Consider the following 20,396-nt stretch of genomic DNA (forward strand, 5'->3'; position numbering starts at 1 on the left):
CCCGCATACTGAATGATCGACAGCGTATTGGACTACTCCAGACGTAGACCGGCCGGGTATAACGGAAGGTTCATTCGCTTAGGGCGGCGACGATTTGCACTCACACATTTAGCGCTTCTGATACATGGTCCGTGAGGCGCCGTTTAGAGCCTGCGAGTCGATCGTTCAGGTCATGTGACCAGCTTGGCGAAACCGGTCGCGGTGCGTCGCCCTTACTCGGCGGAGGATAGCCGGTTTGATGCCTCGGCAAGCTGATGACCGGAGAAGGCGGCTTTCATCTGCGCTCGGTCCAATTCTCCTTCCCAGCGGGCAACGACGAGGGATGCCACTGCGTTGCCGACGCAATTCGTCAGCGCCCGGCATTCGGACATGAAGCGGTCGATGCCGAGTATCAGTGCCATCCCAGCAACGGGAACACTCGGAACTACGGCGAGCGTAGCAGCCAGGGTGATGAAGCCCGCACCTGTTACACCTGCAGCGCCCTTGGAGGAAAGCATCGCAACGAGCAGCAGCAGCACCTGATCGCCGATTGACAGATCCGTGTTCGTCGCCTGCGCGATGAAGAGGGCCGCCAGGGTCATGTAGATATTCGTGCCGTCCAGATTGAACGAATATCCGGCCGGGATGACGAGACCCACAACCGAACGCCTGGCGCCCGCCTTCTCCATCTTCTGCATGAGCGAGGGGAGCGCGGCCTCCGAGGAGGACGTTGCGAGGACAAGCAGCAGCTCTTCCTTGATGTAGCGAATGAGAGAACAGATCGAAAAGCCGTTGTAGCGGCAGACCGCGCCGAGAACCCCGAACACGAAGAGGAAGGCGGTGAAATAAAACGTCGCGACCAGCATCGCGAGGTTGACGACCGAACCGATGCCATATCTGCCGATGGTGAAGGCCATTGCGCCGAAAGCGCCGATCGGCGCGGCTTTCATCAGAATGCCGACGAGCTTGAAGACAGGCGCGATGAGCGCCTGAAGGAAGGAAACGACAGGCTTGCCCGTCTCTCCGGCCATCGCGAGCGCCATGCCGAACAGAACCGAGAAGAACAGCACCTGCAGGATGTCGCCTTCCGCGAAGGCACCGACAATCGTTGGCGGGATGATGTTCATCAGGAAGCCGGTGACCGACTGCTCGTGGGCCTTTGCGGCATAGGTATTCACGGCCTGGACATCGAGCGAGGCCGGATCGATGTTGAGGCCGGCGCCAGGCTGGACGACATTGGCGACGATCAGGCCGACGATCAGCGCGAGCGTCGAGAAGGTGAGGAAATAGACCATTGCCTTGCCGGCGACCCGGCCGACCTTGTGAAGATCGTTCATGCCGGCAATGCCGGTCGCAATTGTCAGGAAGATGACAGGCGCGATGATCATCTTGACCAGCTTGATGAAGGCATCACCCAGCGGCTTCAGGCTCTCGCCGGTCCCCGGATAGAAATAGCCAATTGCGACGCCGAGGGCGATGGCGGCAAGCACCTGCGCGTAAAGCTTGGCATAGAAGGGTTTGCGGGGCGCGGGACTCGCGCCGCGGACTTGTGCAGCTGACACTGTTTCTCTCTCCCTGACCGGATCGAGGTGGCGTGACTTCTCCCGGGCTTCTCCCTATCGCGGCGCTCCGGTCGAACGCTGCACCAACGCCGCCGCAATACCCATGCCAAATGGATTCGCATGACCTGAACTGACGTTGGCTCGCCAATGATGGGATGAATGCGGTGGCACAAGACGGGAATGACAAGGCCGCCGTCCAGCACGCGCTTGATGTTCTCCGGCAGATTGCCGGTCGATCTCTCTGGCTTGCGGTTTTGCTGCACATCGTGGTGGGCTCCTCGGTTTGCCGACTTTGGGAAGGGCCGCATCGCTGGCACCAGAGCGGAGAATTGCCGTGTTCTTTGCCGCGCTGCCGCTGCAGCGACAGCTTGAAAGCGACGTCGAGACGTAGGGATTGACGCCGCTGGTGCTGACCGCGACGATGCGGTTCAGAAGTTCCGAGCACCGCCGAAAAAGCCGCGCTCGACCGCCAGCTTCGCGCCTTCACACGCGATGCCGCCGCCTTATCTCCGTCATCAATATCGAGGAAATGGCGGTTGCCGCGACCGACCAGTGTCGTCGGCAGTGATTATCGCTCCCGCCCCTGGTTCGCAGGCGCTGGTGACTGGCACGGCCCGGCAACTCGGCGCGGTCAGCCGCTCGGGCACCGCATCGCCGGCGCCGTATTTCTGTCGTTCAACATCGCCGACAAAAATTAGAACTGATGAATTCTATCATAGGCCGCGAGGTTTCCTTTCACGAATGAAAGAAAGCTCGATTGACTATCCCGCCTCGCTCCAGTCTTTTGAAAATCAACGTGTGGTTGCCCCCGTGCAAGCCGAGAACGTGGCCAAGCTTCGTGGAGGGAGAGCCAAGCGATGCGTCAGGGGTCGACCCGCTTTGCACTCGACCACACGGCGGTGGCACGAGTTCACGTCAGAGCATTTTCGCGCTTGCCCGCGACGTCGCGGGCGCACATGCCGCCGGCATGCATTTCATGGCGCGAGATCGAGGATCATATGCACCACAACATTCCCAAATCAGAACAAAATGCCAGCGAGTGCCGCATTTCGCTTCCGGATGCGAAAAGGGCTTACCCAAAGTCCGAGATGAACACCGCGGTCCCTTTTGTGCCATCGCACGAGCACGCGCTTACCGGCATCTTCGAAATATCGAAAGTACTCACCGACCCCGCCCGGCTCGAAGTCACGTTGGCCAAGGTCGTCGATCTCCTGCCCTCGTTTGTGCAGATGCGGCACGGCATCATCGCTCTCTTCGACGCTGAGGGCGTACTGGACATCACCGTAGTCACCGGCTGCGACGAGAACAGCGATGAGCGCTCCCGGATGCGCCTGCCGCGCAAGGCAATCGATCTGATTGTGACGACGGACACGCCGCTCGTCGCCGAGAACATAGCGGTGCATTCGGCCTTCACTGCCGCTGACATAGAGGTGCTTGGGGCCTCCGACACCGTGTCCTTCATCGGCGTTCCCATTCGTGTTGATGGGAACGCCGTAGGCACGCTGACTATCGACCGCGCCTTGGACAGCAGGTCAACGTATCGGCTCGATTATGATGTCCGGCTGCTCACCATGATAGCCAACATGGTGGGACAGACAGTCAAGTTGCACCGCTTCTCCGCGGGCGACCGCGAACGACCGACGGAGGTGGAAGATCGGCTGCAAACGCAATTCTCTGATGTCAAGCACCCTGCACCGCAGCGCAAGAAGGTTCACGTCAAGGGAATGATTGGCGACAGTCCGGCGCTAAGCGCGCTGCTCGAGAAGATCGCAGTGGTAGCTAAGGCAAAGACCACGGTTCTGTTGCGAGGCGAATCCGGTACCGGGAAGGAGCTGGTCGCGAAGGCAATTCACGAGTTGTCGCCGCGCGCCAAGCGGCCCTTCATCAAACTCAATTGTGCAGCGCTGCCAGAGACAGTCCTGGAATCCGAATTGTTCGGTCACGAGAAGGGTGCCTTCACAAGCGCGTTCAATTCCCGCAAGGGTCGCTTTGAGCTCGCCGACAAGGGGACGTTGTTTCTGGATGAGATCGGCGAGATCTCGGCCTCCTTCCAGGCAAAGCTACTGCGCGTGCTGCAGGAGCAGGAGTTTGAGCGCGTCGGCAGCAACCAGACCATCAAGGTCGACGTTCGCGTGATTGCCGCCACGAACAGGAACCTTGAAGAGGCGGTTGCAAGGAATGAGTTCCGCGCCGACCTATATTATCGCATCAACGTGGTTCCCTTGCTGGTGCCGGCGTTACGCCAAAGGCGCAGCGATATTCCGCTCCTCGCAGCTGAGTTTCTCAAGAATTTCAACGATGAGAACGGCCGTACGCTGACCTTCGATGCGCGTGCGATTGAAGTACTGATGAAATGTGAATTTCCCGGCAACATTCGCGAGCTTGAAAATTGCGTGCACCGGACAGCGATCCTGGCGGAGGGACGATCAATCGGGAGAAACGACTTTGCGTGCTCCCACGACCAATGCTTTGCCGAGGCGCTGCGGAAGAGCAGATCGGGCAAGGCCGCGCTGCAACCAGCGCCAATCCTCCCAGAGGCAGTGAATCCGGCCACGCCGCCGGATGCGGCCGCTCGTTCGGCCGCCACCACAGTCCCGCCTGCCGGAGCAACCCACTCATTGGGCGCGAGGACCACCGACGCCGAGCGCGTCATTGCTGCCATGGAAAGATGTGGCTGGGTGCAGGCAAAGGCGGCGCGCCTGCTTGGACTGACCCCGCGCCAGATTGGCTACGTGCTGAGGAAATACGGCATCGAGGTCAAGCGTCTGTGAAAGCTTGACTCACGCGGATTAGCTGAGACCGCTTAGCGGCTTGGCCCGCGCAGGGATGCAGATCCGCGTCCGCGTCAAGTCGATCCGACCGAGGACAGCCTGGCCGAATTCCCGTGGCAGCCGGCGTTGCGACCATCTTGTGAAAGGCGACGCTGCCATCGTCAATCCGTCCGCCATGTTGCTCTCGTTGCGAGCTCATACGGATGCCCCTGTGCGACTGAAACGGAGATAAAATATGTCCGATGCAAAACTGCAAGCTGTGCTTTCGTCTCTTCCGCAAGGGACGCGAGAGTTAGATGCTCTGCCGTCCAACGGACCAGCGCCGGACAAAAGTTTTGTCAAGCTGAATACGAATGAGAACCCGTTTCCGTTGCCGCCAATCATAATGCAAAGTGCAGTGGCGGCCCTCCAGCGCCAGTATCTGTATCCGGACGACGATAACATCAGCTTGAGGGAAGCAGCGTCCAATACCTATGGCGTATCCACGGATCAGGTCATCGCAGGCAACGGGTCGTCTGAACTGCTCGGACTCATCTACAGAGCTTTCCTCGCCCCTGGCGACAAGGTGGCGATGATATCGCCAGGGTTTTCGTTCAACCGCAAACTTGCCATGTTGCATGGTGCTGAGTTTCTCGAGATCGGATGTCAAACTCATTCGCTGCCAATGGAGCAATTGCTTTCCGGTCCGGCAAAAGACGCCAAGTTCATTCTGGTGGCCAATCCAAACAATCCGACCGGAACATTCCTCTCGATAAGCAATATCGAACGCCTCGTGGCACAATCGGATCGCCTGGTCGTCCTTGATGAGGCCTACGTCGACTTTGCACCCGATCACGGGCTGCGCCTCATCAACCGTTATTCGAACCTTCTGATCTTGAGAACATTTTCGAAGAGCTATGCCGCCGCCGGCATTCGCGTCGGTTTCGGTTTCGGTCACCCTGAGATTATTGGCAGGCTGCGCAACATCCAGAACGTCTTCAACATGAACGTGATTGGGCATGCGGTTGGTATCAGCGTGCTTGCGCATCGCGGCGCCTACGCAGAGAACCACAAGCACATCAGACATGAACGACAGCGAGTGACAGCCGCACTGTCGCAACTTGGATTTTCCGTAACGCCCTCCCACGCAAATTTCTTGCTAGCCCGTGTACCAGCGGGACAGGACGGCTCATGGTGGCAAGCAGCCTTGGAAAGGCAAAAGATACTCGTTGCCTACTTTCCGGACAATGGTTTGGAACATTGCATCCGCGTCAGCATCGGCACAAAAGAGCAATTGGATGCATTTCTTGCTGCCGCTCGCGATATAGTTGGAAGCTTAAACATACCAAGCACCACGGGCAGGGGAGCGTCAGGCTCTGCTCGTTCGGTACGCTGACGCTAATCCGATATCACACATTGCTATCTTTAGACTTGCTTGGTCACCCAAGCACGACAACATTTTTCTTTAAAATCGGGGACAATATCGAGTGACAAACGTCTTTCCTTCAAACCTAGCCTTCGGCATCTTCGATCATCTGGACGAGGACGGCCTCGATATCGCCCGGCAGTACGAAGATCGCCTGATATTAGCAGAGGCGTGCGATCAGCTAGGGTTCTATGCCTATCATCTCGCAGAGCACCACTGTACCCCCCATGGGAGAGGTCCATCGCCGAATCTGTTCTTATCGAGCGTCGCCCAGCGCACCCGGCGCCTGCGTCTCGGACCCTTGGTGATGCTGCTTGCGCTTTATCATCCGCTGCGTGCGTTCGAAGAGATCTGTATGCTGGACCAGTTGAGCGGTGGCAGGCTCGAACTGGGCATAGGGCGCGGTGCTCTCCCGATCGAATTGGGTTACTTCGGGATTGGTGCGGACGCGGTGCCGGGCCGCTATGCGGAAGCCAGCGAAATTCTTGTTGAAATACTTGTTAATGCCATGAAGGTTGGCACGCTGTGCTATCAAGGCCGCCATTTTGAGCTCAATGACGTTCCTTTGACGCTAAGACCTCATCAGCGTCCACATCCGCCGACATGGGTCGCCGCCAATCGACCCGAGTCCGCAGCCTGGGCCGCTGCGAATGGAGCAAATATCGCGTGTGTAGGACCTTCCTCTTCTGTTCGCAAAACTACTGATGCGTTCCGCGCCTATCGAGAGGACAACGCTGGCGCGGGCGATCAAGCGCCATTTATTGGATTGCTCCGCATGGTCGTGGTTGGGCGTTCTGAAACAGACGCGTATTCGATCGCGGCACCTGCTTACGATCGATGGCTCAAGAGCTTCCAATTCCTTTACGACCTTAATGCCATCCCGACTCCACCAAACCTGCCGCTGACCTTCGATGCGGCAATAGAGCGTGAATTGTGCGTGGTAGGATCAGCAGCGTCTGTGCGAGAAGCTCTGCTCAGTCAGTTGGAAGAGGCAGGTGCTAACTACCTTCTTTGTCAACTGGCATTTGGAAATCTGCCGCTAGATGCTTCCCTGTACACCGCGACGACCATTCAATCCGAAATCATGGCTCGACTTGGCTGCCATGAAATTCGCGGTCTGATCTGAAGGTTAAATCGTAGTAACAGCGCTCCCTCACATCCACGTGCTCGAGCGTGCACGTGGTGGGGGCGGGCAATCGGGAGGGAGGCCAAACTGACGACGAGCCGGCGGCACAGATTACCAGGTTTGTGCGTTGGCTGGCGTCTGGGCCATCGTGTGAACCTGCACGATCCTAAGGAGCCGAGCGCGTCACGATGCGGGCGCGTCTGCTCGTCGCGCTCGCGCTAGTCGTTGCCCATAGCCCGCCGCAGAGGTTCTTCTCGCCAGGGGCGGCGCCGGTGCGCCGCCCAGATCCAGCTTCATCAGCGGCTCGGCGGTAGCAAAGCCGTCACTCGCTACGGCGCTGTTGAGGGCGCGCTCGCGAGCGGCTTTGCTACGCCGAGCGACACCACCTGGAGCGAGTTCGCCCGATGTCGCGGGGTGCACCGCGGTCGGATAACGATGCTGGAGGAAATCTTCGCAGCCGGTCTTCACGATGTGCGCGAGTGCTTTCCATGAATGCTGCCTGCTTCCTCGTCTGCGGCGGCCTGAGTGTCCGCCGGCACGCCCGAAGTCAATGCCAGTACCACAAGGCCGACAAGACGTCAGGTCTGGGAGCCGGCTTGTACGGTCGTATCGTGTTCGGGAAGGTCGTCGAAGGAGGCGTAGTTGAGATAGTAGAGTTTGGAATACAGGCCGCCCATGCCTATTAGCTCATCGTGGTTGCCAGTCGCAACAACTTGGCCATTCTGAAGCACGATGATGCGGTTGGCACCCCGGGTCGTGGCAAGACGGTGGGCGATCACGAGGCCAGTGCGGCCTTCAAGCAGCTTTATCAGAGCCTTCTGAATCTGCATTTCCGTGTAGCTGTCGATGTTGGCGGTAGCTTCGTCGAGCACGAGGATCTTGGCGTCGGCGACTAGGGCGCGGGCGAAACTGATAAGCTGGCGCTGGCCGAGAGATAAGTTGTCGCCGCGTTCGCCAAGTTGGGTCTCATACCCGTCGGCGAGGCTCATGATGAAGTCGTGGGCGCCGACCGCCTTGGCGGCCTCGATCACCTTGTCGCGCGTGGCTTCCGTCTTGTGGTATCGAATGTTCTCGAAGACCGTCCCGGTGAACAGGAATGGCTCCTGCAGCACCATGGCGACCTGGCGGCCGAGCGATTCCTGGGTGAGATCGCGCACATCATGTCCGCCGACCAGCACTTGGCCCTGCTGAACATCATAGAAGCGGTGGACCAGGGCCATCGCGCTCGATTTGCCGGAACCGCTCGGCCCGACCAGTGCGACCGTCTCGCCGGGATTGACCCGGAAGGAGACATTTTTCAGCACCGAACGGTTCGGATTGTAGCCGAAGGTGACGTCCCTGAACTCGACCGAGCCGTCCATTTCGGGCGAAAGCACCTCGGCATTGGGTTTGTCCTGAACATCGATCTTGACGTCGAGCACATCGGTCAGGCGCTTGCCTGAGGCCATGGCGCGCTGCATGACCGAATATTGCAGGGTGAGTGAGCGGATCGGGTCAAAGAAGCGCTGGATGTAAAATAGGTAGGCAACCAATACGCCCACATCTATGCGGCCATTCATGACCATCGAGCCGCCGACCACAATAACGGCGGCCATGGCGAGGCCGGTGAGGCCATCGACGATAGGCACCATGACCAGTGCATATTTGGCAGCGATCAGGTGGGTCCTGAGGTTGGCATGGGCCTTGTCGTCAAAAAGGATGAAATTCACCTGCTGGCGGTCCATTGACTGGACGGTGCGCACGCCGTGAATGGCTTCGGCCAGCGCGCCGTTGACGACGGAATTAGTCTCGTGTGCGGCCATGAAGGCGTCGCGGGCACGCGGCAGCCAGACAATGCGGACGATCACCAGGACCGGCAGAACCGAGAGCGTCAGGAGGCCGAGGCGGAAGTCGAGCCACAGCATTACGAAAACGATGCCGAAGAGAAGCGCAACATCGCCTACGGAATATACCGAGGTTTCGAGGAATTCCTGTATGGAGTTGACGTCGCCTTGCAGGCGCGACATGAGGCGTCCGACCTCGGTCTTGTCCATGAAGGAGAGCGAAGCCTTCTGCAGATGGCCAAACATGGCGCGGCGGATGTCGAACAGGACAGTTTCGGCCACTTTCCCAACCACGGTTTCCTGCATGTAGCCGGCAGCGAAATTGACCAAAATCGCCAAAACGAACGCGCCGACGGCCGCAAGCTGGGCTGAGCGATCGGTCCTTGCCGGGTTCATGCCCTGGTCGAGCGCGTAGCGGATGATCAACGGGATGAGAAGCTGCGTCCCGGTGAAGATCAGCATTGCTGCAATCGTGATGACTACCCTGGCCCGATAGGGACGGAGGAAGGCCCAGATGCGCCGGAGGATGCTCTTGTCGAAAGCCCGGCCGAACATCTCCTCCTCGATGCGATGCGAGCCGACAACCGCGCGCGGAGGGCGTCTGCCGTCGTCACGTTCGGCTTCGAGTTCGCCGGCGCGGCCCTGCGCCATCAGCGGGCGCCCCCATACTGGGTCATAATGTCATCACCCGGGCGCGTCTGGAGATCGTAAAGGGCCCTGTAGCGTCCCCGGTTCGCCAAAAGCTCTTGATGCGTGCCGCGTTCTACGATTTCGCCGTTATCGACAAAAAGGATCTGATCGGCATGCACAAGCGCACTCAGCCGGTGCGCGATGATGATCGTCACCCGATCCTTGGCGAAGCGCCGCATCGCCGCGCGGATGCGCTGCTCGGTGCCGGCATCGATCGCGGCCGTTGAGTCGTCGAAAACGACGACGGAGGGGCGCAGCATCATGGTGCGAGCAATCGTGAGACGCTGGCGCTGGCCGCCAGAGAGAGAGACGCCGCGTTCGCCCACGACCGTCTCGTAGCCCGCTGGGAGCCCGAGGATGTAGTTGTGGAGCTGGGCGAATTCGCCAGCGCGTTCGATTCGCTGTCTCTTCGCCCAGGGATCGCCATAAGCGATGTTGTTCTCGATCGTGGTGGTGAATAGGAATGCATCCTGCTGTACGACGGCGACCGCCTTGCGAAGCGTCGCGAGGGTGACATTGCGTATGTCCTGGCCGTCCAGCGTGATGGCGCCACCGGTCACGTCATAAAAGCGGGGGACCAGATGAGCTATCGTCGATTTGCCCGAACCCGGCGGACCGACGATCGCGATCGTCTCGCCTCTACGGGCCTCAAAGCTGACGTTCTTCAGAATGGCGCGGTTTTCGGCGCTGGGGTACGCAAACGAGACATTGTGGAAGCGCAGAGTGCCGTCGCTTATCTCGAGCGGTCTGGCCTCGAGAGCATCCCTGATTGTGATCTCCTGGTCGAGGAGACCGAAAAGCCGCGAACCGCAGCTAGAAGCGCGGGCAAAGGCATTGACCATGAGGCCGATCTGGCGGACTGGCATTTGCAGGATTGTCATGAAGGTCAGGAAGGTCGCCACCGTTCCGACGCTTATCTCGCCAGCGACGAGCTTGCTGCCACCGATCCAGAGCACCAATCCCATTGCGAAAAAGAAGGACAAGGTCATCGCCGACGTGCTGGGCACGTAGATGTCAACTCGGTCGTGGGCGAGGTCGAGCGCGTTCTTGGAAGCGCCGTCGAACTTCAGCATCTCATAGGCTTGAGCCGCAAAAGCGCGGACCACGCGGATGCCTGCGAGATTTTCCTCCATCACGCGGCTTAGTACTGAAAGCCGCTCATGCAGGTCGAGCCAGGTGGCGCGCAGCCTAAGCTGTGTGGCCGATGAGCGCCAGGCGACAAAAGGCACGAAGCTCAGCGCGACCAGGCCGAGCATGGGATCGGTCGAGATCATCATGTAGGCGCCGATCCCGATCAGCATGGTGAGCAGGAGCACGCGAACGAGCGCGGTGGAAAAATACATCCGCACGCCTTGGAGATCGAGCATTCCGATGGTGATCAGATCGCCTGAATGGACCCGGTCGTGAAAGGAAAAGCTGAGACGCTGGATCTTGTCGTAGTAGGCGAGCCGCAGTTCGTACGCGACATGATGCCCGACGGCTTCGGCAAAATAGTTCTGCGCCATCGTGAAAAGGCCGCGTAGCGCGCTGACGGCGAGCAGCAGGAGAGCCGGGATCCAGAGCGCTTGTCCTGCCGCGGTCCCCGCGACACCGCCCCCGATGGCTGTCTGGGTCAGGTCGACGGCCCGGCCGAGAAGCTGGGGAATGAGCAACTGGAGGATTGCCGCCAGGACCGTCGAGCCCATAGCGAAGGCGACCTGCCAGGGATGCCGCAAATTCATACGCGTGATGCGCAACAGCGTACTCAAATCCCGGCCCCAGCGCGCCGCTTCCACATGGGTCAACGAATTTAGAGCGTTCGTTGCGCTGCCGATAGCATCACTGCTCACGGGTGTATTCCCGACTGCATTTTGCGCCTTCGAGGCAAGCCGAAGGACCAATCATCAAAGGGGCCCGCCATTGTTAATCCTGTCCACCACCTGCAGCAGTGCCCGTTCCTATAAGCCGAGCCGCGGCTTCACTTACTGGCATGTCGATCACCGTGATTCCGCTTGCCGCAAGGAAACGCGCTTCGTTTCTGGTCAGCGTTTCCGCGTCCATTACCGCGCAATGTGGACCTCGGGAGCGCTTCATGATCTGCCTGGCGTAGGTGCGCAGCATCTGATCATTGAAGCGGCAGCCAACGAAGAAAAATCCACGGGTGATGCGCCCTTCCTTCACCACGTCTGGGATCGGTGTCTGGATATCGATTTCGGTCAGGACTTCGACATAGTCGGAATCTGCGACGAGAAAGTTTTGCGCCGGCCTAATACTCCCGTGAGGTGTATAGAGAACCGTCTTTTCCCCCGATCGGGGGTCGAGTTCCCTCCCGGACAAATCGTAGGTTTTCGTCCAAATGTTACCGATTTCGTTCGCCCGCGTGACGCCTTGTATCTCAACGACGTCCGTTCGGCCGGTCTCTACGAGAGCCGTGCGCATCGCGCCGTCGTACCAGCTGTCGACGATGAGGGAGAGCGGCAGCCTTGCCAGCCAGGCGTGGAGGAGGGTAGGCGCCACCGGCGCTGCGAATATGTCGGTCATCCAAGCTTGAAGCGTCCGGCGATGCCGGCGCTGTTCGATGAACTGCGCAACCGACCACATATTGGTGCGGATCCTGGAAGGGGCTGGCGCCCGTGCATTGAGTGCCGCGGCGACGACCTCGGGCGTATGCGGCACAGGCGGTTCCGCACAGTTGAACCCAAGAAGACCCGGACCGAGATAGGGGATCACCTGATCGGCGGCGAGCGCTTGCTTCGCCAGGTCAAGCAGCTTTTCGGCAAAACTGTCCCGCACGATGACCAGGTGGCCCGATGTCAGGATCGTGTTCATGCTCGTTTCCTCGCGACGCACCTTATGAACGGGCAGCATCAGTCCTCTTCGGAAACCTTCCTTGCCTCGACGGTGATCGGCAGACGCGTATCCCGTGGAAGATCGGGTAGGAGGAGCCGCCACCCGTTCCTGAGCGTCACAGTTCCGCCCCACAACTCTTCCTTCTCGAGCTTGATGATCGGCTCTTCGAGGTCCTTCTTCGGGACATACGCCGACAAGCCAGCCTCGGTCCTGCGGATCATGACTTTCATCTGGCCGTCCCTTCATTGGTATTGCTTTCAGCACTGCAGGGCGCCTCGGCTTTGTCGAGGCTCATCAGTTCACGCGCTCGCATGCCGACGACGGTGCCACGGTCGACCCATTCGACCGCATAGATGAAGAACTGCTGGAGAAAGGTGCCAATGTCGCGCACATATCCCTCGTCGCCCTTCCGCACGAGATTTTCGCCGATCTCCCTGCCAGGATAGGTGCCGTCATTTTTTATGTGGCGAGTGGCACGTACCCGCTCTCCCGGCATGAATCGTGGAGGCCTGCGGATTTCGACCTCCTCTTCGCGTCCGAGCGACATGTCCGTTCCCTGATTTCTCTTGAGCTGCAGATTGTGAACAAAGGCGTTCCAGGCGTCCTGCGAAGGCATCCCCGACCATGTCGGCGGCCCAATGTCCGTCACGCAGGAACGCAGGTCTTCGGCACCGGGCATACCGAGGCACATTGCTGCGCATCGAAGACCCCCTCGCATTCGGTGCACTTTTGCGGCTCGATCACATAGCTCTCGCCTTTGAACTTGATCGCGCCGGAGGGACACTCGAATTCGCAGGCGCCGCATTGGGTGCATTGGGATGCGATGATCTTGAAAGCCATTTTAACTCCTGGTCCGAATGGATGAGACGCGCTCAGGCCGTCGCCGCGAGTGCGGGGGTCCCAGACGCGGCCGCGTAAATCGCGCTGATTGCGGTCTCGATATAGTCGTGGGCATATGCGTCGGTGGCTTGGATTCCAGCGTCGGCGAGCTGATCCTGCGGGCAGTTTCCGATCTTGGCGCACAGCACGATATCTATGCCTTCAAGCGCTGCGATGACGCCATCGAGGGCGGCTTCTCCGCCCCAGCCGCCGAGGCAATACTGCTCCACCTTCCGATGCCCGACAAAACTGATCCCTCTCGGCGAGGCTTGATAAACCTGGAATTCCTTCGCATGGCCGAAATGTTCATTGACGCGGCTGCCGCCCTTGGTCGCCACCGCGAAGAGAAGGGACTTGCCGGGGCTCGCTGCCTTGACCAATCCGATCGCTTCTCTCCTAGCCGCCACGTGATCACGGCGCTCCTCCGCGACCAACTCCCGATAGGCCTTGCGATTGCTGGCATCGTAGGTGACCTCGCCGGGAATCCGGTCGAGTGTGAATTCCTGGCCACGATCCTCACCGAGCAGGCCGACGGCATCTGCCCGGCACTGCCGGCAGTGGCGCATCAACTGGGCGCCGCCTTCGACACGATCCTGAAGAGCCTTCATCTCCATTGCGTTTGGGCCGCGTTGCCCTCTCAGTCCGTAGTGCGTGCCGTGCGCCGGGTCCGAAATCAGCGGCATGAGGTTGTGCAGGAACGCGCCTCGCTCCTTGACCCATCTATTCACCTCGATCAGATGCTCATCGTTCACGCCGGGGATCATCACCGAATTGATTTTGGTGAGGATGCCGCGCGCGGTCAGCATCTCCAGACCCAACATCTGCCGCTCGTGCAGGATCCGGGCGGCTTCGATGCCGACGTAGCGGCGATGGTCGTAAAAGATCCAAGGATAGATCTTTGCACCGACCTCAGGGTCGACCATGTTGATGGTGATCGTCACGTGATCGACATTCATGTCGGCAAGCTCATCGACATGGTCCGGCAGCGCGAGCCCATTCGTGGAGATGCAAAACTTGATGTCTGGGATTTCCCTGGCGACTCGTTCGAACGTTGCCTTCGTCTTCTTCCAGTCGTAACAGGCATCGCCAGGTCCGGCGATGCCGAGCACGGAAAGCTGCGGCACCTCGTTGGCGACCGCGATCACCTTGCGTAGCGCCTGGTCGGGCGTCAGCTTTTCGGAGACCACCCCAGGCCGGCTTTCGTTGGCGCAGTTATATTTGCGATTGCAGTAGTTGCACTGGATATTGCAGCCGGGCGCGACCGCGACGTGCATGCGCGCGAAATAGTGATGCGCCTCTTCTGAAAAGCAGGGGTGATCCTTGATCTTCTCCCAGACAGCCGGATCCGTGTCGTCCGGCTTTATCGACGAGCCGCAGGACGAAGACGCGCAGCCACCGGCTTTCACGGTGGCAAGCAACTGGTGATCGAATGTCGTGCTGAGGCTCTCAAGCGAAATTGCCGGTGCGGACATCGAACGGCTCCGTTGCTGGGTAATGTCGCAGTTCGAACCGCAAGAGCTATGCCATGTCAAAGAGCGGTTTTGGTTCACGAATTGGCTTTCGTGTCGGATTCCGTCGGATTGCTCCGACACACCTTTGTCGGGCTTCCGACAGTGGACAAGCAAATCGGGCGCGAAGGTTACCAGCCTTGGGCGCGCAGAGTGTGAGGGAGACTACTCCGGGCTTACGTTTGACGTCATCACGACGTCTAGAATTTCTTCACCTCGATACCATACCGGCGCAGCGCGTAGCCGATTTGCCGCGGCGTGAGGCCGAGGATACGAGCCGCCCTGGCCTGAACCCAACCGGCCTTGTCCATCGCGTCGATCAGCCGGTCGCGTTCCGTCAGACGCGGGGGACAAGCGGGATCGTTCGGATCGCCGGCCGCAAGGGGAGATACGTTGCCTGCGGAGGCACCGATGCGACTGGCCGGCAGCCGCAATCCGACCGGCACTGCGTTGACCCGTGCGAGATCGTCGATGGTATTGCCGCCATTCGAGCGGTCGGCTCGCTTCCAGAGGAGCCAGGAAAGGCACTGGCTCTTCTTACAGGCGAAATCGGATGGCGTGATCGTCCTTGAACGCGCAAGTGTCGCCGTCCTTTGGACGCAGTTCTCCAGCTCGCGGACGTTACCAGGGAAGTAGCATTGCGAGATCAGGTCAAGCGCCGACGGCGCGAAGGCGAGTGCGCGATCGTTCTCCTTGTTGAATCGATTGAGGAAGGCGTTCGCAAGGCGTGGAATATCGCCGGGTCGCTCTCTGAGCGGAGGCAGGATAATTGGCACCACATTGATGCGGTAATAAAGGTCGGCCCTGAACTCCCCTTTTATGACGGCCGTCTCGAGGTTCTTGTTGGTGGCGCATATGAGGCGCACGTCGACCTGTAGCGTTTTGGTGCCGCCGACTCGCTCCAACTCGCCTTCCTGCAAGACACGCAACAGCTTGGCTTGAAAGGCCGGCGAAATCTCGCCGATTTCATCAAGTAGCAGCGTTCCCTCATTTGCCAATTCAAAACGACCGGCGCGCTGGGAGATAGCACCCGTGAAAGCGCCCTTTTCATGCCCAAACAGTTCTGACTCCAGAACGCTTTCAGACAGTGCGGCGCAGTTCAATTTGACGAAAGACCTCTTCCTCCGACGTGAGAGCTTATGGATGGCTTGCGCAAAGAATTCCTTGCCGGTGCCGCTTTCACCCCGCAGAAGCACGGTGGAATTGGTCCCTGCTACGACCGAGACGGTTTCGAGCACCTGCTTGAGTGCGGGGCTTTCCCCGATGATCCCGTCGATTTTGGCATCCGCATGCCGGGCAGGGTCGTAGGTCCTCCCCTCGTTGGGCGATTTCTCCGGTCCCCATTGTTCATGGACAGACCGCTGACGATCTGTACTCAGGGTGCGATGGAGACGGATGGTCCGGCCGACAAGGTTGGCGACCATCGTCAGGAAGTATGTGTCCTCGTCGTCGCGAAAGTCGGTGACGCCGTCTCCGGCGCGGTCGATCGACAATGTCCCAAGGATCTTATGATCAGCCTTTAGCGGGATACCGATAAAGGCAATTGGGATGGTCCCGCTGCTCGAAGACGTTTGAAGGTCAGCCTGAAATAGTTGGGACTTGCGGACGTCCGGTATGAACAGCGGCGTCCCCGTAGCGACGATTTGATCTGTTACGGCCTGTGGTATGAGGCGGCGAGTGCCTGATTGAGGTGCGTGGGTATTGCCGGCAGTTGCGGCAATCTCCGGCTCTCCTTCAGCGTCCAGGACGACGATTGCTCCGTGACGCATCTGCAGAAACGAAGGCAGGATGTTCACGACATTGGCGAGCGTAATCTCCAGCTCGCTGGGGGCGGTCAGCACCTTCGATATCTCGTAGAGTCCCCTGAGCGCGATATCTGCTTGGGGCATGCTTTTGATGGGCGGTTCAGGGCGGGTATCCCGAGGTGCTACCTGGTCGACCCGATCTTGCGGTACGTGAGCCATGGAAACACCTCAGGGGTTGTCGTCCAGAGTGCTCCTCCTTTTGAATCTGAGTCTGAATTCTGAAAGCACAGTATTCACGAGCTTCTCTTCGTTGCGAGGCGATTCCAGCAAAGGCAGACTTGGCCTTGGTCCCGACCTCAGGTGTACCAAGATTGACCCTGTTGACACGGTGCGTGCCTCGGTCATCCGAATTTGAAGAGGACTCCGAAGCCGCCGCGTGGATAGTTCCACTCGATCTCGCCACTAGTCTCGCACAAAATCCGGCAGGTGCCGCACTCCATGCAGCCGTCGGCGGTGATCTCCACTTGGCCTTTGTCGTTCAACTCATAACATTTCGCCGGGCAGACGTGGGTCAGCGCGAGCAAGTTCGCGCTTGGCCTCTCGTGCGGTAGCACTTTGATATGCGGACGGCCGGAATCCACCAAGTAGCGGTTCTGGTAAAGCTTGTCCTCGACACGTGACTTCGTCACTGCGATCGTCATTTCGTCTCCCCTCAGCGCCACGCCAATGCAAGGCGGACCGCGTCGCTGACCAGCCCCCAGCGCGAGCGCGCCTTGATGAAGGCCGCCGTGGTCGCCTTTTCCTTCTCGATCTTCGGCGTGCCGTCGACACGCATGAAGTTCTGCGCGGCTTGCGACATCAACCGCGGATAAGCCGTGAAGTAATTGCAGGAATTGGTGTGGAGCAAGGCCGGCATGTCTTTGTATTTCCTTAGGTCCTTGACCACGAAGGACTTGTCCAGCATGGCTTTGTAAAGGGCGAGATTCCGTTTGGTCATAGGACCGTTGCGGCTCTTGACCTCGATGATTGCCTCAGCCGCGATGCGGCCGGAGGTCATGGCGAGGTTCGAACCCTCGCGGTGAATGGCGTTGTTCAGTTGCGCGGCATCGCCGACCACGACCCAACCGTCGCCAAAGAGCTGCGGAATAGCCTTGTAGCCGCCTTCGGGAATGAGATGCGCGGAATATTCTTTCACTTCCGAGCCGGCGATCAGCGGCCGAATCGAAGGATGGGTTTTTAAGGCGTCGAGGAGGACGTAAGGGCTCTCGACCATCGCGGCGAAATCGGAGACGAGACAGCCAATGCCCAGTGAGATCGACTCCTTGTTGGTGTAGAGGAAGCCGAGCCCGGCCATGCTGCGGGAGGTCGTGCCCACCGCCTCGATCACGCAGCCTTCATCGCCTTTGAGGCCGAACCGCTGCTCAATGACCTCTTCGGGCAGGAAATGCATTTCCTTGACGGCGAGCGCCACGGTTTGCGGCTTCGGCATCTCGCGCAGGCCGGCCCGCGTGCCAAGCAGTCCGCATACACCTTCTGCGAGGACGACCACGTCCGCGTAGATGGCTCCGCCGGCCCGGTCTGTGCGGACGCCGATCACCCTGTGCTTGGCGTCACGGATGAGTTCCGTCACGGTCGTCTCGCACAGAACCGTCGCGCCGGCCTCGCGCACCTTACGCGAAAACCATTTATCGAACTGGGCACGGATGATCGTGTAGCGGTTGGGCTTCGCCTCATTGAAGTCGTCCGACCGATAGTGAATCCCGGTATGGGATGTGTCGTCCATCACCCAAAGCCGCTGTTCAACCAAATGCCGCTCGAGAGGCGCATCGTCCCGGAAATCCGGGATGATCTTCTCCAGCATGTTCGCGTACATGATGGCACCCTGGACATTCTTGGAGCCCGGATATTCACCCCGCTCCAACTGCAGCACCTTCAGGCCGTGGCTGGCCATGGTGTAAGCAGCTGCGTTTCCGGACATGCCGGCCCCAATAACAATGGCGTCGAATTGTTCCTCAATCATGTCCATCCCTTAGCTCGCAAGCTTATCGCGACTGTGGGGCGACAGCCGCCGGGTGAAGGCTTCCGTCAGTGCGGGCAGGAAGCGGATCGCGTCGGTGACGATCCCGAGGTGAGCGAAATCGAAAATCGGCGCGTTCGGGTCGGTGTTGATGGCCACGATGAGATCCGCCCCCTCGACGCCAACCCGGTGCTGGATGGCGCCGGAAATCCCAGCCGCTATGTAAAGCTTCGGCCGGATGGTCTTGCCAGTTTGGCCGATCTGCCGATCAGCCGGCATCCAGCTCTTCTGGACCAACGGGCGCGAACAGCCATGCTCGGCACCAATTGCCCGCGCGAGATTCTTCACAAGCTGCAGGTTCTCCGCCGCGCCTAGACCGAGGCCTCCCGCAACCACGACGTCGGCATAGGCAAGATTTGCCTTTGCCGACTGACTATCCGGCAGGAAGCCCAGGACTTTGGTAACGATCTCGTCCTCGGCTACCGAGAGCTTGTGCCGGATGACACGCCCGACCGGTTTATCCGCCCGCGGTGGCATGGGCATGACCCTCGGTCGCACTGTCGCCATCTGGGGGCGGAAATTGAGCGTATAGATCGTGCACAGCAAGGAACCGCCGAAAGTCGGACGGGTGGCGGCGAGCGAACCGTCGGTATCCACATCAAGTTCGGTGCAGTCGGCCGTGAGCCCTGTCTGCAAGGTCGTCGCCACGGAGCCGGCAAGATCCCTGCCGAGTGTGGTGGCACCGAGAAGAAGGATCTCGGGTTTGTGGGTATCGACCAGATCCGTCATCGCCTTGGTGAATGGCTCGTTACGATAGTCGGCGAGCAGCGGCGCCTCGACGATGTAGACAAGGTCGGCGCCATAAGCGAACGCTTCGGCAACGGCGTTCCCGATGGCCTCTCCCGGCGGTCCAAGCACGACGCCTGCAAGCTGGACCTGAAGCTTGTCTGCTAACTTGCGGCCTTCGCCGAGCAGTTCGAATGATACGGGATGGACCTGGCCGCGTTCGAGCTCGATGAAAACCCAAACGTGCCGGTAGTCCTTGAAATGCGCGGGCAGCTCCTTCTTTATGCCGGCACGGCCGGCGGCAGGGCGAGGGGTTTCTCGGTTCGCGTTCGACATCGTCTGCTCCTTGCCCTCTCACGCGCCGCCGTTGAAGGCGAGCTCATGTTCCAATGCCGGCTGGCGGGTGAAGATTGCCGTGATGAGTTTGTCAGCGACATCGCGCAAGGCCATCTCGGCGGTTTCGATTTTTGCCGCCTTTTCCGCCCGCGCAGGAGGGGCGAAAACGCGCTTGACGACGGTCGGTGAACCGCGCAGGCCGCATTTGGTGAGATCCTCAATGCCGGCGTCGGCGGCACTCCATTTCAAGACCTGGCTGCGCGCGGCGCACAGGGCGTCCTGGATCGAGCCCCGGCGGATCTCGTTTGTGCCTTCCAGCATGGTGATCAGGCAAGGGAGACTGCTCTTCAGCATCTGTGTGCCGCCTTCGGAGCGGCGCTCAACCTTGATCTCGCGCGCAGCAAGGTCAATAGAGGCGATCTTCGCGACATAGGTCAGTTGCAGGAGTCCGAGGCGCTTGGCGATGCCGGGCCCGACCTGGGCGGTGTCGCCATCGATCGTCTGCTTGCCGGTGAAGACGAGGTCTGGCGTGCCGAACGTCTCGCCAACCTTCGCGATTGCCTGGGAAAGGGCGAACGAGGTCGCCAGCGTGTCGGAGCCGGCAAAATAGCGGTCGGTCAAGAGCACCGCTCGGTCGGCGCCGTAACCGAGCGCCTTGCGCAGCGCGTCCTCTGCCATGGGCGGACCCATAGTGAGCACGGTGACTTCGCCACCATAGGCGTCGCGCAGTCTGAGGGCTTCTTCGAGGGCGAACAGGTCGTAAGGGTTGATGATAGTCGGAACACCCTGGCGCATGATCGTGTTCGTCACCGGATGGACCCTTATCTGTGCCGAGTCCGGCACCTGCTTGATGCAGATTACGATGTGCATTGGCGGTTTCTCCAGGCTCCTGTCCGGATGCGGGCTTGGCGGTTCATCTCCTTGGTTTGCATCATTCGTG

The 20,396-nt window shown here is 59.7% G+C and carries 16 protein-coding genes; 3 read left to right on the plus strand and 13 right to left on the minus strand.

Annotated features, from left to right (window positions below):
• Positions 1-212: 212 nt before the first annotated feature.
• Positions 213-1,541, minus strand: coding sequence for a dicarboxylate/amino acid:cation symporter (locus NKH90_RS22685; RefSeq protein WP_352591359.1), 1,329 nt, complete (start codon positions 1,539-1,541; stop codon positions 213-215).
• A gap of 998 nt (positions 1,542-2,539) precedes the next feature.
• On the opposite strand from NKH90_RS22685, the gene nifA (NKH90_RS22690) reads away from it, so the two are divergent.
• The 3 genes from nifA (NKH90_RS22690) (at position 2,540) to NKH90_RS22700 (ending at position 6,843) form a co-directional block, all read left to right on the plus strand.
• Positions 2,540-4,312, plus strand: a complete 1,773-nt coding sequence (nifA, locus tag NKH90_RS22690) for a nif-specific transcriptional activator NifA (protein WP_352566037.1) — start codon at positions 2,540-2,542, stop codon at positions 4,310-4,312.
• Between the two features lie 235 nt (positions 4,313-4,547).
• A complete protein-coding gene (hisC, locus tag NKH90_RS22695) occupies positions 4,548-5,687 on the plus strand; it encodes a histidinol-phosphate transaminase (RefSeq protein WP_352820978.1) in 1,140 nt (379 codons plus the stop codon).
• 91 nt (positions 5,688-5,778) lie between these two features.
• Positions 5,779-6,843 carry an LLM class flavin-dependent oxidoreductase gene (locus tag NKH90_RS22700; RefSeq protein ID WP_352753917.1) on the plus strand — a complete coding sequence of 355 codons (1,065 nt, stop codon included), beginning with the start codon at positions 5,779-5,781 and terminating at the stop codon, positions 6,841-6,843.
• A 578-nt stretch (positions 6,844-7,421) separates the two neighbouring features.
• On the opposite strand, the gene NKH90_RS22705 is transcribed toward NKH90_RS22700, so the two are convergent.
• From NKH90_RS22705 to NKH90_RS22760, 12 genes are all read right to left on the minus strand, one after another.
• A complete protein-coding gene (locus NKH90_RS22705; RefSeq protein ID WP_352820981.1) occupies positions 7,422-9,317 on the minus strand; it encodes an ABC transporter ATP-binding protein in 1,896 nt (631 codons plus the stop codon).
• Positions 9,317-11,185 (minus strand): ABC transporter ATP-binding protein, encoded by a 1,869-nt coding sequence (locus NKH90_RS22710; protein WP_352820983.1) that lies wholly within the window; start codon positions 11,183-11,185, stop codon positions 9,317-9,319. The genes NKH90_RS22705 and NKH90_RS22710 overlap by 1 nt, the downstream gene beginning before the upstream one ends.
• Positions 11,186-11,258: 73 nt before the next feature.
• Positions 11,259-12,164, minus strand: a complete 906-nt coding sequence (locus NKH90_RS22715; protein ID WP_352820985.1) for an SIR2 family NAD-dependent protein deacylase — start codon at positions 12,162-12,164, stop codon at positions 11,259-11,261.
• Positions 12,165-12,202: 38 nt separating this feature from the next.
• The gene (gene nifT / locus NKH90_RS22720) at positions 12,203-12,415 is read right to left on the minus strand and encodes a putative nitrogen fixation protein NifT (RefSeq protein ID WP_352687744.1); all 213 of its coding nucleotides are present in this window, start codon (positions 12,413-12,415) and stop codon (positions 12,203-12,205) included.
• Positions 12,412-12,732, minus strand: a complete 321-nt coding sequence (locus NKH90_RS22725) for a nitrogen fixation protein NifZ (protein WP_352542072.1) — start codon at positions 12,730-12,732, stop codon at positions 12,412-12,414. The genes nifT and NKH90_RS22725 overlap by 4 nt, the downstream gene beginning before the upstream one ends.
• A gap of 98 nt (positions 12,733-12,830) precedes the next feature.
• The gene (locus NKH90_RS34880; RefSeq protein ID WP_023678248.1) at positions 12,831-13,025 is read right to left on the minus strand and encodes a 4Fe-4S dicluster domain-containing protein; all 195 of its coding nucleotides are present in this window, start codon (positions 13,023-13,025) and stop codon (positions 12,831-12,833) included.
• A gap of 32 nt (positions 13,026-13,057) precedes the next feature.
• A complete protein-coding gene (nifB, locus tag NKH90_RS22735; RefSeq protein ID WP_352821086.1) occupies positions 13,058-14,536 on the minus strand; it encodes a nitrogenase cofactor biosynthesis protein NifB in 1,479 nt (492 codons plus the stop codon).
• Positions 14,537-14,772: 236 nt separating this feature from the next.
• The gene (gene nifA, locus NKH90_RS22740) at positions 14,773-16,536 is read right to left on the minus strand and encodes a nif-specific transcriptional activator NifA (RefSeq protein WP_352820988.1); all 1,764 of its coding nucleotides are present in this window, start codon (positions 16,534-16,536) and stop codon (positions 14,773-14,775) included.
• Between the two features lie 182 nt (positions 16,537-16,718).
• The gene (locus NKH90_RS22745) at positions 16,719-17,018 is read right to left on the minus strand and encodes a ferredoxin family protein (protein WP_352480510.1); all 300 of its coding nucleotides are present in this window, start codon (positions 17,016-17,018) and stop codon (positions 16,719-16,721) included.
• Between the two features lie 11 nt (positions 17,019-17,029).
• Positions 17,030-18,337, minus strand: a complete 1,308-nt coding sequence (locus NKH90_RS22750) for an FAD-binding protein (protein ID WP_352491521.1) — start codon at positions 18,335-18,337, stop codon at positions 17,030-17,032.
• A 9-nt stretch (positions 18,338-18,346) separates the two neighbouring features.
• A complete protein-coding gene (locus tag NKH90_RS22755; protein ID WP_352491473.1) occupies positions 18,347-19,456 on the minus strand; it encodes an electron transfer flavoprotein subunit alpha/FixB family protein in 1,110 nt (369 codons plus the stop codon).
• A gap of 18 nt (positions 19,457-19,474) precedes the next feature.
• Entirely contained in the window at positions 19,475-20,326 is an 852-nt protein-coding gene (locus tag NKH90_RS22760) for an electron transfer flavoprotein subunit beta/FixA family protein (RefSeq protein ID WP_352491472.1), read from the minus strand.
• Positions 20,327-20,396: the final 70 nt, after the last annotated feature.

This window comes from Mesorhizobium sp. M0898 (assembly GCF_040319695.1).
In the GTDB taxonomy this organism is placed as follows: Bacteria; Pseudomonadota; Alphaproteobacteria; order Rhizobiales; family Rhizobiaceae; genus Mesorhizobium.

Coding starts and splice junctions, on each gene's coding strand:
- NKH90_RS22750 (WP_352491521.1), bottom strand. CDS start 18,337: ATGATTGAGGAACAATTCGACGCCATTGTTATTGGGGCCGGCATGTCC.
- nifA (WP_352566037.1), top strand. CDS start 2,540: ATGCACCACAACATTCCCAAATCAGAACAAAATGCCAGCGAGTGCCGC.
- nifA (WP_352820988.1), bottom strand. CDS start 16,536: ATGGCTCACGTACCGCAAGATCGGGTCGACCAGGTAGCACCTCGGGAT.
- NKH90_RS22705 (WP_352820981.1), bottom strand. CDS start 9,317: ATGGCGCAGGGCCGCGCCGGCGAACTCGAAGCCGAACGTGACGACGGC.
- NKH90_RS22715 (WP_352820985.1), bottom strand. CDS start 12,164: ATGAACACGATCCTGACATCGGGCCACCTGGTCATCGTGCGGGACAGT.
- hisC (WP_352820978.1), top strand. CDS start 4,548: ATGTCCGATGCAAAACTGCAAGCTGTGCTTTCGTCTCTTCCGCAAGGG.
- NKH90_RS34880 (WP_023678248.1), bottom strand. CDS start 13,025: ATGGCTTTCAAGATCATCGCATCCCAATGCACCCAATGCGGCGCCTGC.
- NKH90_RS22755 (WP_352491473.1), bottom strand. CDS start 19,456: ATGTCGAACGCGAACCGAGAAACCCCTCGCCCTGCCGCCGGCCGTGCC.
- NKH90_RS22760 (WP_352491472.1), bottom strand. CDS start 20,326: ATGCACATCGTAATCTGCATCAAGCAGGTGCCGGACTCGGCACAGATA.
- NKH90_RS22725 (WP_352542072.1), bottom strand. CDS start 12,732: ATGTCGCTCGGACGCGAAGAGGAGGTCGAAATCCGCAGGCCTCCACGA.
- NKH90_RS22745 (WP_352480510.1), bottom strand. CDS start 17,018: ATGACGATCGCAGTGACGAAGTCACGTGTCGAGGACAAGCTTTACCAG.
- nifT (WP_352687744.1), bottom strand. CDS start 12,415: ATGAAAGTCATGATCCGCAGGACCGAGGCTGGCTTGTCGGCGTATGTC.
- nifB (WP_352821086.1), bottom strand. CDS start 14,536: ATGTCCGCACCGGCAATTTCGCTTGAGAGCCTCAGCACGACATTCGAT.